16 protein-coding genes are annotated in these 13,528 nt (G+C 60.4%); 3 read left to right on the top strand and 13 right to left on the bottom strand.

What is annotated here, in order from left to right:
• Positions 1-4 precede the first annotated feature (4 nt).
• Positions 5-1,081 (top strand): alcohol dehydrogenase family protein, encoded by a 1,077-nt coding sequence (locus AC2A6O_RS04835; protein ID WP_498925977.1) that lies wholly within the window; start codon positions 5-7, stop codon positions 1,079-1,081.
• 18 nt (positions 1,082-1,099) lie between these two features.
• Here AC2A6O_RS04835 and AC2A6O_RS04830 read toward each other — a convergent pair whose 3' ends face one another.
• From AC2A6O_RS04830 to AC2A6O_RS04795, 8 genes are all read right to left on the bottom strand, one after another.
• Complete coding sequence (locus AC2A6O_RS04830) at positions 1,100-2,407, bottom strand: multidrug effflux MFS transporter (protein ID WP_148585825.1); 1,308 nt, start codon at positions 2,405-2,407, stop codon at positions 1,100-1,102.
• 112 nt (positions 2,408-2,519) lie between these two features.
• Complete coding sequence (locus AC2A6O_RS04825; RefSeq protein ID WP_498925975.1) at positions 2,520-2,981, bottom strand: molybdenum cofactor biosynthesis protein MoaE; 462 nt, start codon at positions 2,979-2,981, stop codon at positions 2,520-2,522.
• Between the two features lie 3 nt (positions 2,982-2,984).
• Positions 2,985-3,236, bottom strand: coding sequence for a molybdopterin converting factor subunit 1 (gene moaD / locus AC2A6O_RS04820; protein ID WP_148585827.1), 252 nt, complete (start codon positions 3,234-3,236; stop codon positions 2,985-2,987).
• A 42-nt stretch (positions 3,237-3,278) separates the two neighbouring features.
• Positions 3,279-3,851, bottom strand: coding sequence for a CDP-diacylglycerol--glycerol-3-phosphate 3-phosphatidyltransferase (gene pgsA, locus AC2A6O_RS04815; protein WP_022998065.1), 573 nt, complete (start codon positions 3,849-3,851; stop codon positions 3,279-3,281).
• 102 nt (positions 3,852-3,953) lie between these two features.
• On the bottom strand, positions 3,954-4,244 hold the full coding sequence (locus AC2A6O_RS04810; protein ID WP_148585828.1) for an HlyU family transcriptional regulator: 291 nt from the start codon (positions 4,242-4,244) through the stop codon (positions 3,954-3,956).
• Between the two features lie 196 nt (positions 4,245-4,440).
• Positions 4,441-5,232 carry a molybdate ABC transporter substrate-binding protein gene (gene modA, locus AC2A6O_RS04805; RefSeq protein WP_498925974.1) on the bottom strand — a complete coding sequence of 264 codons (792 nt, stop codon included), beginning with the start codon at positions 5,230-5,232 and terminating at the stop codon, positions 4,441-4,443.
• Between the two features lie 71 nt (positions 5,233-5,303).
• Entirely contained in the window at positions 5,304-5,675 is a 372-nt protein-coding gene (locus tag AC2A6O_RS04800) for a winged helix-turn-helix domain-containing protein (RefSeq protein WP_498925973.1), read from the bottom strand.
• Positions 5,676-5,828: 153 nt separating this feature from the next.
• The gene (locus AC2A6O_RS04795; RefSeq protein WP_498925972.1) at positions 5,829-6,854 is read right to left on the bottom strand and encodes a carbon-nitrogen hydrolase family protein; all 1,026 of its coding nucleotides are present in this window, start codon (positions 6,852-6,854) and stop codon (positions 5,829-5,831) included.
• A 124-nt stretch (positions 6,855-6,978) separates the two neighbouring features.
• Between AC2A6O_RS04795 and AC2A6O_RS04790 the strand changes: the two genes are divergently transcribed.
• The gene (locus tag AC2A6O_RS04790) at positions 6,979-7,932 is read left to right on the top strand and encodes an AraC-like ligand-binding domain-containing protein (RefSeq protein WP_498925971.1); all 954 of its coding nucleotides are present in this window, start codon (positions 6,979-6,981) and stop codon (positions 7,930-7,932) included.
• 30 nt (positions 7,933-7,962) lie between these two features.
• On the opposite strand, the gene mscL is transcribed toward AC2A6O_RS04790, so the two are convergent.
• The 5 genes from mscL to AC2A6O_RS04765 form a co-directional block, all read right to left on the bottom strand.
• Positions 7,963-8,406, bottom strand: a complete 444-nt coding sequence (gene mscL, locus AC2A6O_RS04785; RefSeq protein WP_148585833.1) for a large conductance mechanosensitive channel protein MscL — start codon at positions 8,404-8,406, stop codon at positions 7,963-7,965.
• A 154-nt stretch (positions 8,407-8,560) separates the two neighbouring features.
• A complete protein-coding gene (locus AC2A6O_RS04780) occupies positions 8,561-9,133 on the bottom strand; it encodes a phosphatase domain-containing putative toxin (protein ID WP_498925970.1) in 573 nt (190 codons plus the stop codon).
• Positions 9,134-9,220: 87 nt separating this feature from the next.
• Entirely contained in the window at positions 9,221-10,258 is a 1,038-nt protein-coding gene (locus tag AC2A6O_RS04775; RefSeq protein ID WP_498925969.1) for a type 2 periplasmic-binding domain-containing protein, read from the bottom strand.
• Between the two features lie 150 nt (positions 10,259-10,408).
• Complete coding sequence (locus AC2A6O_RS04770) at positions 10,409-11,479, bottom strand: amino acid ABC transporter permease (RefSeq protein ID WP_498925968.1); 1,071 nt, start codon at positions 11,477-11,479, stop codon at positions 10,409-10,411.
• 4 nt (positions 11,480-11,483) lie between these two features.
• The gene (locus AC2A6O_RS04765; protein ID WP_498925967.1) at positions 11,484-12,635 is read right to left on the bottom strand and encodes an ABC transporter permease subunit; all 1,152 of its coding nucleotides are present in this window, start codon (positions 12,633-12,635) and stop codon (positions 11,484-11,486) included.
• 96 nt (positions 12,636-12,731) lie between these two features.
• On the opposite strand from AC2A6O_RS04765, the gene AC2A6O_RS04760 reads away from it, so the two are divergent.
• Complete coding sequence (locus AC2A6O_RS04760) at positions 12,732-13,358, top strand: GntR family transcriptional regulator (protein WP_498925966.1); 627 nt, start codon at positions 12,732-12,734, stop codon at positions 13,356-13,358.
• Positions 13,359-13,528 lie beyond the last annotated feature (170 nt).

The following is a 13,528-nucleotide window of genomic DNA, read 5'->3' as shown; positions in this document are numbered from 1 at the left end:
ACGTATGTCGATCCCCGAGACCATGAACGGTGTCGTGCTGACGGGGCACGGTGGACTTGAGAAGCTGGTCTGGCGCACGGACCTGCCGGTTCCCGCACCCGGGAAGGGCGAGGTTCTGATCCGCGTCGGTGCGTCCTCAGTGAACAATACCGACGTGAACACGCGCACGGGCTGGTACTCCAAGGCCGTGCGTGGGGATACCGCTTCAGGTGCGGCCGGCGGATATATGGATGGTGCCGGGGCGGAGGGGAGCTGGACAGGCAAGCCGCTTCCCTTTCCGCATATTCAAGGGGCCGATTGCTGCGGAGAAGTGGTTGCAGTCGGGGACGGCGTTCCCTTCGAGCGGATCGGCGAACGCGTGCTGGTCCGGGCTCTTCAATCAATGAATACCGGCAGCGGGGACCCCGCGATCTGGACTTTCGGGTCTGAATGCGCTGGCGGCTTTGCGCAATATGCGACGGCAAGGTCTGACGACGCGCTTGCGGTCAACTCCAGCCTGAGCGATGCCGAACTGGCGTCGTTTCCCTGTGCCTTCTCAACGGCTGAAGGAATGATACAGCGTGGTGGGGTCAAGGCCGAGCGGGTGCTGATAACCGGTGCCTCCGGTGGTGTCGGCTCTGCGGTGATCCAGCTTGCCAAACGGCGCGGCGCTCATGTCACGGCGGTCACGAGCCCGCAAAAAGCTGCCGAACTGCGGTGCCTTGGAGCCGATGAGACGCTGGATCGGGACGCGGTTCCGCCCGAACGGTCTTTTGATGTCGTGCTGGATCTCGTCGGAGGGCCGGCCTGGGGGCAGTTGATCGATGCGCTTCGCAGCCGGGGGCGGTATGTCACATCCGGTGCGATTGCCGGTCCGATAGTCGAGCTGGATCTCCGGACGCTGTACCTGCAAGACCTGACGCTTATCGGAAGCACCTATCAGCCGGACACCATCTTTCAGGATCTGGTGCGCTACATCGAAGCGGGCGAGATCCGCCCCGTCATCGCGAAAACCTATCCCTTGCGCGAGCTGCGGGCCGCGCAGGAAAAATTCCTTGAAAAATCTTTCGTGGGAAAGATCGCGATAGATGTCGGCGCGTGAAGCGCCGACAGGTTCTTGTTAGTGCTCCAGCTGCTTTTCATGCATGGCATGGAACATCCGCCCGCGTTCCGCATAAAGAATGCAGCCGATGGCGCATAGACCATAGATGGTGTAGGCGACGCCGAGTGGTTGGGTGGTGCCGTCGAACAGCTGGCCCATGATATAGCCCAGGATCGCGCCGCCAAGCGTCGAAATGGTGCCGATGACCGAGGAGGCGGTTCCCGCAATGGCGCCGAGCGGTTCCATTGCCATGGCATTGAAGTTTGCCCCCAGGAACCCGAAGCTGGTCATGATCATCGCGGCAAGGATCAGGAAGACCCAGAAGTTCTCAAAGCCGAGTGCCGCCAAAAGCCAGACGACAAATCCGAGCACCGTGTAGACCACCGCCGCACCATGGGACAGCCGGCGCATGCCGATGGCTTCCACCAGCTGCGCGTTGGTGAAGGAGGCTCCGGCCATGCTGATCGCAATCGCGGCAAAGACGACCGGAAACAGATTTCCAAGGTCGAATATTTCAACGAAGATCTGCTGCGACATTGCCAGGAACGAGAACAGGCCGCCAAAAATGAAGGCGGTGCCCACTGTGTAGCCAAGGCTCACCCGCGTGGTCAGCGCCGTCATGTAGGCGCTTGCGATGGTGGAGACCTCCATCGGCCGGCGGTTTTCGACCGCAAGGGTTTCCGGCATCCTGAGAGCGGACCAGATCATCATGGTGACACCGGAAATCAGCAGAAGGGCGAAGATCCAGTGCCAGCCGGCGATCAGGAGGACCGCCTGGCCGATGGATGGGGCGACCACAGGAACGGCCATGAACACCATCATCACCAGTGACATGACCTTGCCCATGCGTCTGCCGGTATAGCAATCTCGGACGACGGAAAGCACGGTGACGCGCGCAGCGGCACAGCCCACACCCTGAAGCACGCGGGCAATCAGAAGCGTGTTGAGATCCATGGCGAAGATCGCGCCGATGCTGGCGAGGCTGTAAAGCGCGAGACCGCCGACGAGGACACCACGCCGTCCGAGGGCGTCGGTCACCGGACCGAAGAAAAGCTGCGCGCTGCCAAAGCCGACAAGATAGGACAGGAGCACCAGCTGGCGGTTGTTTTCCTCGACGATGTTGAGCGCATCGCCAATGGCGGGCAGGGCCGGCAGCATGACATCGATTGCCATGGCATTCAGGGCCATGATCATGGCGATGATCGCCACAAACTCGGCAAAGGGAATGCCGGGGTCCCGAAGAACTTCTGAAGAAGAGCCGGAAGCATCCTTTGTTGCCGCCGGTGTCGAAGCGGCTTTGCCAGAGGATTGACTGTCGTGTGTCACGGGGTAGGCACCAATACAAATAACCGGGCTGCCGGGGCAGCCGCTAAGCTTGGAAAGGGAAAGGGGCGGCGGAGCGGCCTTGAATCAAACGCAGACTATTCTCTCGGACGGCTCAGGTCCAGCGCGCGGCGTCCTTGTCGTCTGCGGTTTTCGCTTCGACCCAGGCTCCGGAACCACCTTCCGCAGGGTGTTCCTTCTTCCAGAAGGGGGCGCGGGTCTTCAGGTAATCCATCAGAAAATCTGCTGCCTCGAACGCGGCCCTACGGTGGGATGAGGCTGCGATCACCAGCACGATGTTATGACCTGGCACGATCTTGCCGAAACGATGGATCACGGTCAGGCCTGTCAGCGGCCAGCGGGCTACTGCTTCTTCGGCAAGCCGGGTCAATTCCGCTTCGGCCATGCCGGGGTAATGTTCCAGTTCCAGCGCTGCCAGGGTACCGGCTTCGTCCCGGCACAGGCCGGTGAAGGTGACCAATGCACCGACGTCCCTGCGGCCTTGTGTCAGGCGCAGGCTTTCCGCCTGAAGGTCGAAGTCTTCCGCCTGGACGCGGACGAGCGGCGTAACAGGCATCGCTCAGCCGCCTGTCATGGGCGGAAAGAAAGCAACTTCCCTCGCATCGCCAAGCGCGGCGTCCGTTTCAACGTGCATCTGGTCGAGGGCGACACGAATGGCGTCTTCTTCTTCGAAAGCGGCGGCGTGGTTGTCGTCGAGCGTCTTCAGATGTGTGATCAGATCGGCCACGGTCGCGATAGACGCCGGAAGCTCGATGGTTTCCTCTTCCACGCCAACCCGTTCACGGACCCAGGCGAAATAGCGGATGTTCATGAAACCTCCAGGTGGTATGCGGTCAGGGCCGACGGAAGGCGCCTATTCCGTGATCAGGTGGCCGATGCCGGCTCGGAAATAATCGTACCCCGTATATAGGGTGAGCAGTGCCGCGAGCCAGAGCGCCACCAGGCCCGTTTGCGTCGTATAGGCAAACACGGTGTCTCCCGCCGGCCCGGCCAGCAGAAAGGCGACGGCGATCAACTGAACAGTCGTCTTCCATTTGGCAAGCTTTGTCACCGGAACGCTGACCTGCAGTTCGGCCAGAAACTCACGCAGGCCCGACACCAGAATTTCCCGGCACAGGATGATGATTGCGGCGATCATGGTCCAGCCGTAGATGGTTCCGTCGCCGGCCAGCATCAGCAGGCTGACGGACACCAGCAGCTTGTCGGCAATCGGATCGAGCATGCGCCCGAGCGCGGATTGCTGTTGCCAGGCCCGCGCCAGATAGCCATCGAAGAAATCGGTGATTGCTGCCAGTACGAACAGTGCAAGGGCAACCCAGCGGGCCGTGTTGCCTTCGAAATAGAAACAGACCGCAACCGCAGGAACCGCCAATATGCGCCCATAGGTCAGGAGATTTGGCAGGCTCAGGACAATATTTCGTTTCATGTCGGCTTTCAGATTGCGGGGTGATCCCGGCGATAAGGTTTCGCACCACACCGCGCGGTAGCACCTGGAACGTCTGTCCCCAAAGATGGTCCGGTTGTCAGGTCAATCGAATATGCTATCGCCCACCTGGTCAATCATCATTTTGGCTTTGCGGATCATCTCGGCCTTCGCGGCTTCTTCATCTGGCAGCGTATCGGCACGGATGAAGGTGTGGACCTTGGTTGTGTCCCCGACCTGTTTCTCGATGCGCCCGCTGACCTGCCACTGGCCATTCGTCTGCTGAGGTTCTGCGACGATCATATAGCCGTCGTAGTCCACCGCCGTAGCCTTCGACGCGCCTTTGTTACCGTCTTCGGAAGAGCCGAAAAGGGATTTGAACATCTTGCCGAGCATCTGAGGCCTCAATCCGTTTCATTTGCCCTCTTTTACGAGGGGCGGAGAACCGCTTCAAGGGGAGAGGCGGTTGAAGCTTGCGGGAAATTGAATTTTTCGGGCGAGGTGAGGGAGCCGGAACATCCGGCAAGCCATTCATATGGGGACGGCGGCTGTAATTTCCAGCGGCAGCTGTCTTCATTGACGAGGCTGCATCCTAGCGATCGAGAACGACGAACCCCTGCCGTTCGAAGGCTTCGCGCGCGTCTGGTCCCCTGAGATAAGCGAGAAACTCCGCTTCGGCAGGAAAGTCGCGGTTGGCGAGATCTGCCACGGGATAGACGATGGGCGGGTGGCTGTCTGCCGGAAAGGTTCCGGCGACAGTGACATTGTCCTCTGCAACGGCATCCGTTGCATAGACAATGCCGTAGGGGGCTTCACCGGTGGCGACAAGCGCGAGTGCGGCGCGGACATTGTTCGATTGAGCGATCCGGGGTTCCGCATCGTCCCAGAGCCCGAGGCTTTGCAAGGCCGCCTTGCCGTAGATGCCCGCGGGAACCGCATCGACCAGCGCCATGGCAAGGCGGTTGTTGCCAAGCAGGTTTGCAAGGTCCAGGTCAGACGTAATCTCGAGCGGTTGAGCCTCCTGGCCGTGCGCGATCAGAACGAGCGAATTGTTCAGAAGGTCGAACCGGCTGCCGGGCTCAAGAAGGCCGTCCTTCTCCAGAACATCCATCCAGTCCGGATTGGCAGAAATGAAGACATCCGCAGGTGCGCCTTGCTGGATCTGCCGGGCGAGCGCCGAGGAACCCGCCAGTGAAACCACCAGATCGTGTCCCGTGGCGGCTTCAAATCGCTGTTCGATTTCATTGAGGGCGTCAGCCAGACTTGCTGCTGCGAATACCGTGATCTGGTCTGCTGCGGCCGCTGTCGGCAAGACCGCAAGGCCTGCAAGAACGGTCGCACCGGCCAGCGAGCGCAGGCGGGTTTTGAGACTGGACTTGAACATGCGGGGAGGTCCTTGGAGTTTCGATATGTTTCTTCGGAAATATCGCGGGTAAATAGCCTGAAAGGCAAGCGTTATTTTCCGCTGGATATATCGCTCAGCATGGTCTTCAGTTTTTCGATATGCGGTTCTCCTGCAGCACGTGCCTTCAGTTCTATGGCACGATACTCCTCAAGAACCGCCAGTCCTGTCTCAGTAATCTGTGCCCCTCCACCCTTCGCGCCGCCGCGGCTGCGTTCCACCAGAGGGGAGCGAAACATGGCGTTCAGGGTTTCCACAAGCAGCCACGCCCGCTTGTAGCTCATCCCCATTTCGCGGCCCGCGGCCGCAATCGATCCGGTGCGCTGGATGCGTTCCAGCAACTCGGCCTTGCCGGGCCCGATCATTTCATCCGGGCCGAACACGAGCCGGATGCGGAAGCGGGGGCTGCTGTCTTCGTCTGTCATGAACTGATATTGACCGTGCCCGCGACGTCTGGACAAGGCGCAATTTGCGGTTCAGCGGGTTTGTCCCAATGTGTAGGCGGTGCAGGGGCAGGGAATTGGGACCCGTGCAAGAAGGAGCCGGTGCGGAGATAGCATGCACCGGCTCGTTTGTGGTTATTCGGCTGCGTCTTCCGTCTGGCTCTGCCGTGCCGTTGCAAGCTCGCTTGCATCTTCCCAGCCGGGCGCATCGTCGAATGCCACGACGGGACGCTGTTTTTTTCGGTTGAGCAGCAGTCTGGTGGAATCCCGCTTTGCGTAATGGCCTGCCGGATCGGCGGCAGCCTTGGCGAAGGCGATCATGCCAAGGTCGATCTCCGCATAGACGAGGCCTTCTTCATCCTGGGCAATCTGCGTTCCGATTTCCTGTCCGTCCGGGGCATAGATGCGGGTGTAGCCACCGCCGAGCGGACACAAAGCTTCTTTCTCCGCATCGCCCTGGCAGATCTCGTCCTGAATTTCCCTGGTGACCAGCGAGCAGGGAGCAAGAACGAAACAACTGCCTTCGACCGCGTAGATCATCGACGCTGCGTTGTTGACCTCGTGGCCAAGGGCATAGGCCGTACCCTTGTAGAGGTGGAGATTGGGCCAGGCGGCGCAATGGATCTGCTCGTTCTGGGCATACATGGCGTATTTCGACAGCGGCTGCAGGTGCTCCCAGCAGGCCAGTTGGCCGATGCGGCCGAGAGACGTTTCGACCACGGCAAGATCGGAGCCGTCGCCTTCGCCGTAGACTGTGCGTTCCACGTGCGTGGGCTTGAGCTTGCGCCTTCGGTTCACGACAGTCCCGGTCTCGTCGAAATGCCACTGGGCGATATAGAGCGAGCCACCGTCCCGTTCCGAGCAGCCCATGGAGACCTGGACGTTGTGTTTCCGGCAGGCGTCGGCAAGGCGCTTTTCGTGATCCGAGCCGGCGACGATGGAGTTTTCGAAATAGCGTCCGGCAAACTGCATCTGCCAGGCGACGGGCCCAAGCCAGATATAGTTGGGATAACCGGGCAGCCAGGTTTCGCTGAAGGCGACCAGTCTGGCTCCTGCGGACGCCGCTTCTTCTATCAGCCGGACAGCTTTGTCGATGCCGGCATCAAGATCGAGAAAACAGGGGGCCGCCTGGACGGCCGCAACTTTGAATGTCTGGGTCATGTGATGTCCTCCTAGGCCTTTCAGCCTGCCGGAGCGGCGGCGCGTTTGCTTTTGCGCATGAGCCAAAAAACTTGCGTTTTTGGGCAGACTGCCGAAAATCGATCCGTCGAACACGGAAACGGATATGAGCAGCCAGGCCTCATACAGCACAGCGGAGATCGCACCGCGCGACCGCTTCGCCTATTGGCGGGAAGCGGTCTGCGACTCTTACGTTCAACTGGGCTGTGAAGCTGGCGAGGACCCCGGCTTCAAAGGCCGTCTGGAAATCGAGCGCCATTCGGCCCTGTCGGTCTCCAGAGTATCGGGAACAGCGCACAGGGTCGTGCGGCGTCCAAGCGATATCCGGGCTGCGTCCGAGGCCGATTTCCTCGTCAGTCTGCAGACGGCAAACTCCTCGTGTGTGACCCAATTCGGAAAGACATCGGTTCTGCGTCCCGGTGACATGGTGGTCTACGACAGCACCCAGCCTTACTGTCTGGATCTGACGGAACCCTTTTCGCAAACGGTGCTGCAGTTTTCGAAGGTAAGCCTGCTGAGCCGCCTGCCGTTCGCGGAAACGATCGGCGGGACGTGGATCGATGGGCAAAGTGACATCGGCCGCCTGGTGCGGGAGAGTATCCTGGCATTTTCAGTTCATCTGAAAAGCGGGACACCGGCCTTCGCCGCCACGCTTCAGGAAACGCTGCTCGATCTGGTTGCGACCGGGTTGGCAGGCGGCCGCAAGAGCGATCTGGCGTTGTCCTCCTTCGACCGGCAGATCCTGCTCAGGGCGCGCAGTTTCATCGCCAGCCATATTCACGATCCCGAACTTGACCGGAACCGTGTGGCGTCGGCCACCGGCCTTTCGGTGCGGCGTCTCAATGCGATCTTTCAGTGCGAAGGCTCTTCGATCGCTGGAGAAATCCGGCAGAAACGACTGGACGTCGTTGCTGCGGCATTGCGTGACCCGAGATTTGCGGCGCTGTCGATCAGCGAAGTCGCGATGCGCTGCGGATACAGCAATCTTCAGCATTTCTCGACGCTGTTTCGCAAGGTGTTCGGCCGTTCGCCCCGGGGATACCGGGACGAACAGGCGTAGCGGCGACGCAGCGACGCTGAGACGGCGTGATCAGGCTGGTGATCTGGACGATTTCAGTTCATCGCGGATCTCAATCAGAACGTCGATCTGCGAGGGAGCGGTCTTGACCTCCGGCTCGACGTCGTCCGGCTTTTCTGCCACGGACTTGATCCGGTTGACCGTCTTGACCAGCATGAAGACGACGAACGCGATGATCAGAAAGTTGATGCAGGACGTCAGGAACGCGCCGTAGGCGAAAACGGCGGCGCCGCTTTCACGAGCGGCGGCAAGGCCGGTGCCTGCGGGAACGTCTCCGGACAGAACGACATACATCGAGGTGAAATCGATGCCACCGAGGATGAGCCCGATAATCGGGTTGATCAGGTCATTGACCAGGCTGGTGACAATGGCTGTGAAGGCAGCGCCGATGATGATGCCGACGGCCAGGTCAATCACGTTGCCCTTGGCGATAAAGTCCCGAAATTCCTGAATCATATGCTGACCTCAAATTTTCCTGATACCGAACCTGTCAACCGGGACGGCCCGGCGGATACGCAAACGGCCGGCCTTCCTGACGGGCTTAACGATTTTCCCGGTCAGGTGGCCGTTGTCCATAACAAAGTGAGGGCTGTCTTCTGTGGGCGGCCGGTCAGGCGGCGCGCTCCTTTCCGTGCAGCCACTGGAGCTGCTTTTCGCTTTCGATGGAATCGGCAAATCCGGCACGGACGGTCTTTATGGCCTCTGCCGGGCAAAGGCCCCGTTCGATCAGCATGCTGGCAGCGACTGTTCCGGAGCGGCCAGCGCCATAGTGGCACGACAGGGCCACCGTTCCTCCGGAGGTCAGCAGGGCGCGGATCTCGGGATCGATTTCGGTCCAGTGGTCCATGAAAGCTCCATCGGGTGCTTCGTAGTCCTTGATCGGCAGATGGGCGATCCGGATCGATCTTGCAGCCGCTGTCTGCGTCAGCAGTCCCCAGGCCTCTTCAGGCACTTCCCCGAATTCCACGAGCACGATCAGAAGGCCGCAGGCGGCGAGCGCGGGGGAAGACAGCGTCGCGGCCATGCGTTCGCTGTCAACATAGGCATTGCCCTGAACGTCGAAGGCCAGTCCGGGAAATCCGAGCGTCGCAATATGCCCGCCGCCGGGGCAGGCAATAACGGTTCGAATGCTTGTGTCGTCCTCCATCAGCCGGGCTCGAAGGTCAGGGGGGTATTTTTCCATCAATGTCTTTCCGTGGTTATCCTAGCATTCCTGTCACGCTTGTGACGATTGCCGGCGGATGACAGTGCGCCCCCGCCGGTATTTTGTTTAGCGGATCGGGTAGGCGTACATCTGACCGCCGTCACTAACCAGGGCATTGGCGGTTTCCGAGAGGTCGATCCCGAACGGGGTTTCCTTGCCCAGGTGACGCTCGAAGACCTCGGAATAGGCACCGACCTGGCTGATGACCTGGAAGGCCCAATCCTTCGGCAAACCCAGCTTGCCGGCCATTTCTGCCGCTGCGCTGTCTTCGGCAAAAAGGCGCTGAACCGCCTTGGGCTGGCTCTCCAGATCCTCGACGATTGCCGTGACATTTTTCGAGGTGACACCCAGGATATCGGCATTCAGCATGACCTGAAACGCCCAGAAGACGGCTGCCTCGAGAGCCTGATCTGGCTGGGTCACCAGCGTCAGCGGTTCGGCCGAGATCACTTCCGGCAGGATCGTGTAGGCTTCCGGGGTGTCGGACAGTAGGCGGTCGCTGAGGAGCGCGGTCACATCCGAGGCGTAGACATCGCATTTGCCGGAGAAGAAAGCCTCGAGCCGGGCGGTCTTGTCGGCAATGTTCTCGACACGATACTGGATATCGCGGTCGCCGAACCAGTCGGCGATGTTGAGAAGCGTGGTGGAGCCGTCCTCGGCGCAGACCGTCGCACCGTTGAGCTCAGTGGCGCTGGAGACGCCGAGCGTCTTGGGCACCATGAAACCCTGACCGTCAAAAAAGGTCGTTGCGACGAAGGCCAGGCCGGGGTCGGCGTCACGCGTGCCGGTGGCGGTGATCGAGCGTGAGGCCATGTGAGCGCCGTCGGCAACAATCGTCTTCATGGAGTCGGAAAAGCCGATCCCGCGAATGTCCGCCTTGGTGGCGTCGCCGAGTATCGCGGCGGCGGCCATGCGGCAGAAGTCGGTGTTGAATCCCTGGAAGACGCCTTGGCTGTCGGGAACCGAAAAGCCGGGTGAGTTCGGGTTTACAAGGCAGATCAGCTTATCTTTGGCGATGATGTCGTCAAGTACCGGACCGGACAGAGCCGGAGTTGCGAAAAAGGCCGCCGTGAGTGCGGCGACTGAGGACAGGAGATTTTTCATTGCGGTCATCCCTTCACACTGGTCGAGAAATTTCTATACCTCAATACCTGTATACAGGTACATTGTAACAGTTTCTTGACGTCTGTCTACGGGACAGAACAAAGACTTTCTGCTGGCAACCAGGCGGCTATCGCCTTTGCGGATAGATCGTCAGGAAGCGGAATTGCGATGAAGCTGCCGGCCGATGCCGGACAGGTAGGCGCAGGACAGAAAGAACCACAGGCCGACAAGCACATAGGCTTCCAGGGCGTTGTCCCGCCATTCCGGATCGCCGAAGGACATGCGGGCGGTCGCGGTCAGGTCGTGAATGCCGACGACGACAACGAGGGAGGTGTCCTTGTAGGCCCCGATGAGACTGTTCACGAGAGAGGGCAGGCTGCGGCGGATGGCTTGTGGCAGCACGACAAGCCGGGTGGCCTGCCAGTAGGTCATGCCGAGCGAATTGGCCGCTTCGCCCTGTCCAGCAGGCAGGGAGAGAAGACCGCCACGGATATCTTCCGCGAAATAAGACGCATGGAAGAACACCAGTGCCACCAGTGTTGCCATGACCGGAGAAATGCTGACACCTGCCGGCAGCGTCAGAGGCAGCACGAAAATGCCGACGAACAGCACTGTCAGCATCGGGACCCCGCGGGTGATCTCCACATAGGAAGAGGCAAGGAGTGCGAGGATCGGATGGGAGGTCTGCACGCGGGCGAGCGTCAGCAGAACGCCAAGCGGAAAGGCAAGCGCAACGGCGACGATCGACAGGATCAGAAGAATGGGCAAACCGTTCCAGCGCACCGGGTCGACGGCTTGAAGGCCGAAAACACCGCCGCCCATCAGGACGAAGGACAATCCGATGACAAGAACCCAGATCGCGGCCAGTTGCCCGGCATTGAGCCGGGGCGGTTTGCCGACCATCTGGCGGCAGGTCAGAACGGCCAGGAGGCATAACATCACAGAGACGGCTGCGGGGCGGGCCTGCAGGTCGAAGGGGTAGGTGCCGAACAGAATAAGCCGGACCTTTTCCGTCAGGAAGGGCCAGCAGAGACCTGCCGTCTCGCGGCAGGCATCAGCCTTCTGCCAGGGCCAGACGGCCTCCAGCAACAGCCATCGGATCGAGACCCAGGCAATTGCGACGATCAGGCTCCCGGTCAGCAGGGACAGGGCAGCTGCCAGCGGTGACGAAAACCCTTCCCTGAGGCCAGTGCGCAGATGCGCAGCGAAGGTGAAGTTCATTCGGTCACCTTGTCTCGCGCCTGGTCAGGCGACGATGGAAGCGGTTAAAGGTCGTGGTCAGGCCGAGACACAGGGCAAGGTAGAGCCCCATGGTGATCAGCATCATTTCCAGCGGCTTGAAGCTCTGGTTGATGATGGTGCCGGAGACCGACATCAGATCGGAATAACCGACTGCGATGGCAATGGAGGTGTTCTTGACCAGATTGACATACTGGTTGTTCATTGGCGGGATGACGATCCGGATCACCTGGGGCAGGACGATCAGGCGGATCGACTGCCAGGGCGTCAGGCCCAGCGCCTTTGCAGCCTCCGTCTGGCCTTTCGGAACGGCCAGAAGGCCGCCGCGGACCACTTCCGCGATCTGGGCGCCGTGGTAGATGCCGAGCGTTGCGGCGATGACCACGAATTGCAACGATAGCCGTCCGCCGCCCTGAAAATCAAATCCCTTCAATTCGGGAACGGACACCGTTACCGGGACCTGGAAGACAAGGATCGCCAGCAGCGGCAGGGCGATTGGCAAGAGGTTGATCGCGGCGGTTTCCGTCGCTCCGCTCCGGCGGTCCGCCAGTTTCTGACGCGCACGCCACAAAAAGCCGATGCCCAGTCCGACAACGGCCGCCGCGACGGCAAACCACATTCTCTGGTTCGAGACCACAACCGGAAAATTGACGGAACGGTTGGAGAGATGGAACGGTCCCACCGAGATTGCCTCGCGAACATGCGGCAGGCCGTTGACGGCCAGGACGAACAGGATCAGCAGTACAAGCAGCTTGGGCAGGTTGCGGAAGACTTCGACATAGGCCAGTGCCAGGGCACGTCCGATCGGGCTGGGGCCGACGCTGACAAGCCCGAAGACAACGCCGATCACGGTCGCAAGAACCAGACACACAGCGGCCAGGAAAACAGTGTTTGCCAATCCGACCAGGATGACGCGGGCATAGCTGTCGCTGGGGGAGTAAGGGATCAGCGAGCTGCTGACGTCGAACCCGGCTTCCCGGACCAGAAATCCGAAGCCGGGGCTGACCCCGGCGGCTTCCATATTGGCCAGAACGTTGAAGACCGCCAGTGCCAGAACGAGCGCAAGCCCTCCGACCGCGGCGATGTCCGAGAGGTGCAGGCGCTTCTCTGCCGGTGGGGGTGGGCTTGGTGGAATCATGATCCTGTATGTATACTGGTAAGATTACCAAACTTGTATACAGGTATATCGATACGACGTAAACCGTGCTTTATACCAATTGGACATGATGACCTGATGAACCAGTCTTCCCATTTCGATACGAAACACACCCGGACACTCGACGACCTGCGGCGGAACATCTGCATGGCGCAGCCCGGCGAAGACCTGGTGCTCCACGAGACGGCCCTGACGGCGCAATACGGCATGTCCAGAACGCCGATCCGGCAGATCCTGCAAAGACTGGCCTATGAGAGGCTGGTGGAAACGAGAAGCGGTGTCGGAACGGTCGTCGTCGCCCTGCAGGAAGCACACCGCAAGCGCGATACCCTGACACACAAGGGCATCCTGCAGGCGGCGCTGTTGCAGGACCTGCCAGACCTGTCAATTGCGCAGCATTCCGACATTCTGGCGCTGGGCGGCATCGCTTCGATGGTCGGCGAGGACGACCGGGACCTTCAATACGATGTCAAAAGCCGGCTGCACGGCCTGCTGTCCGGCCTGATCCCGGATCCCATTCTCCAGGATGCCTTTTCCGCCAGCTACTGGCGGATGGTGCGCTGGCACATGCGCGATCTTGCCGTCGATGCAACTGCAGCGACTGGTCGGTTGCAGGCTTTCATCGAGCGGATTGCAGCCTACGAGGCTCGCAACAGCCGGGATCTGGTGAGCCGTATTGTCGAAGAGGAAAGCGCCGGCCTTTAGATTGGGTTAAACGGGCGCGGAGGGTCAGGCCGGACCTAGGTTTTGTTGACAAAGTTATGAACCATGCGCCTACCAAACAGATCTATTAAAGAGGAGGCAGAGGAGGCCTAGCTTGTCGTACCGGGGATGGTCTAACGGAACTAATTATCTGTCGCCGTTTACGGGTTGCT

It is taken from the genome of Labrenzia sp. ATLA3 (genome assembly GCF_057180185.1).
This window is presented reverse-complemented; position numbering and strand designations above follow the sequence as displayed.

Bases quoted from the DNA above. Each gene is read 5' to 3' on its own strand.
- AC2A6O_RS04835 (WP_498925977.1), top strand. From the start codon at position 5: ATGTCGATCCCCGAGACCATGAACGGTGTCGTGCTGACGGGGCACGGT.
- AC2A6O_RS04825 (WP_498925975.1), bottom strand. From the start codon at position 2,981: ATGCCTGTTACGCCGCTCGTCCGCGTCCAGGCGGAAGACTTCGACCTT.
- moaD (WP_148585827.1), bottom strand. From the start codon at position 3,236: ATGAACATCCGCTATTTCGCCTGGGTCCGTGAACGGGTTGGCGTGGAA.
- pgsA (WP_022998065.1), bottom strand. From the start codon at position 3,851: ATGAAACGAAATATTGTCCTGAGCCTGCCAAATCTCCTGACCTATGGG.
- AC2A6O_RS04810 (WP_148585828.1), bottom strand. From the start codon at position 4,244: ATGCTCGGCAAGATGTTCAAATCCCTTTTCGGCTCTTCCGAAGACGGT.
- modA (WP_498925974.1), bottom strand. From the start codon at position 5,232: ATGTTCAAGTCCAGTCTCAAAACCCGCCTGCGCTCGCTGGCCGGTGCG.
- AC2A6O_RS04800 (WP_498925973.1), bottom strand. From the start codon at position 5,675: ATGACAGACGAAGACAGCAGCCCCCGCTTCCGCATCCGGCTCGTGTTC.
- AC2A6O_RS04795 (WP_498925972.1), bottom strand. From the start codon at position 6,854: ATGACCCAGACATTCAAAGTTGCGGCCGTCCAGGCGGCCCCCTGTTTT.
- AC2A6O_RS04790 (WP_498925971.1), top strand. From the start codon at position 6,979: ATGAGCAGCCAGGCCTCATACAGCACAGCGGAGATCGCACCGCGCGAC.
- mscL (WP_148585833.1), bottom strand. From the start codon at position 8,406: ATGATTCAGGAATTTCGGGACTTTATCGCCAAGGGCAACGTGATTGAC.
- AC2A6O_RS04780 (WP_498925970.1), bottom strand. From the start codon at position 9,133: ATGGAAAAATACCCCCCTGACCTTCGAGCCCGGCTGATGGAGGACGAC.
- AC2A6O_RS04775 (WP_498925969.1), bottom strand. From the start codon at position 10,258: ATGAAAAATCTCCTGTCCTCAGTCGCCGCACTCACGGCGGCCTTTTTC.
- AC2A6O_RS04770 (WP_498925968.1), bottom strand. From the start codon at position 11,479: ATGAACTTCACCTTCGCTGCGCATCTGCGCACTGGCCTCAGGGAAGGG.
- AC2A6O_RS04765 (WP_498925967.1), bottom strand. From the start codon at position 12,635: ATGATTCCACCAAGCCCACCCCCACCGGCAGAGAAGCGCCTGCACCTC.
- AC2A6O_RS04760 (WP_498925966.1), top strand. From the start codon at position 12,732: ATGAACCAGTCTTCCCATTTCGATACGAAACACACCCGGACACTCGAC.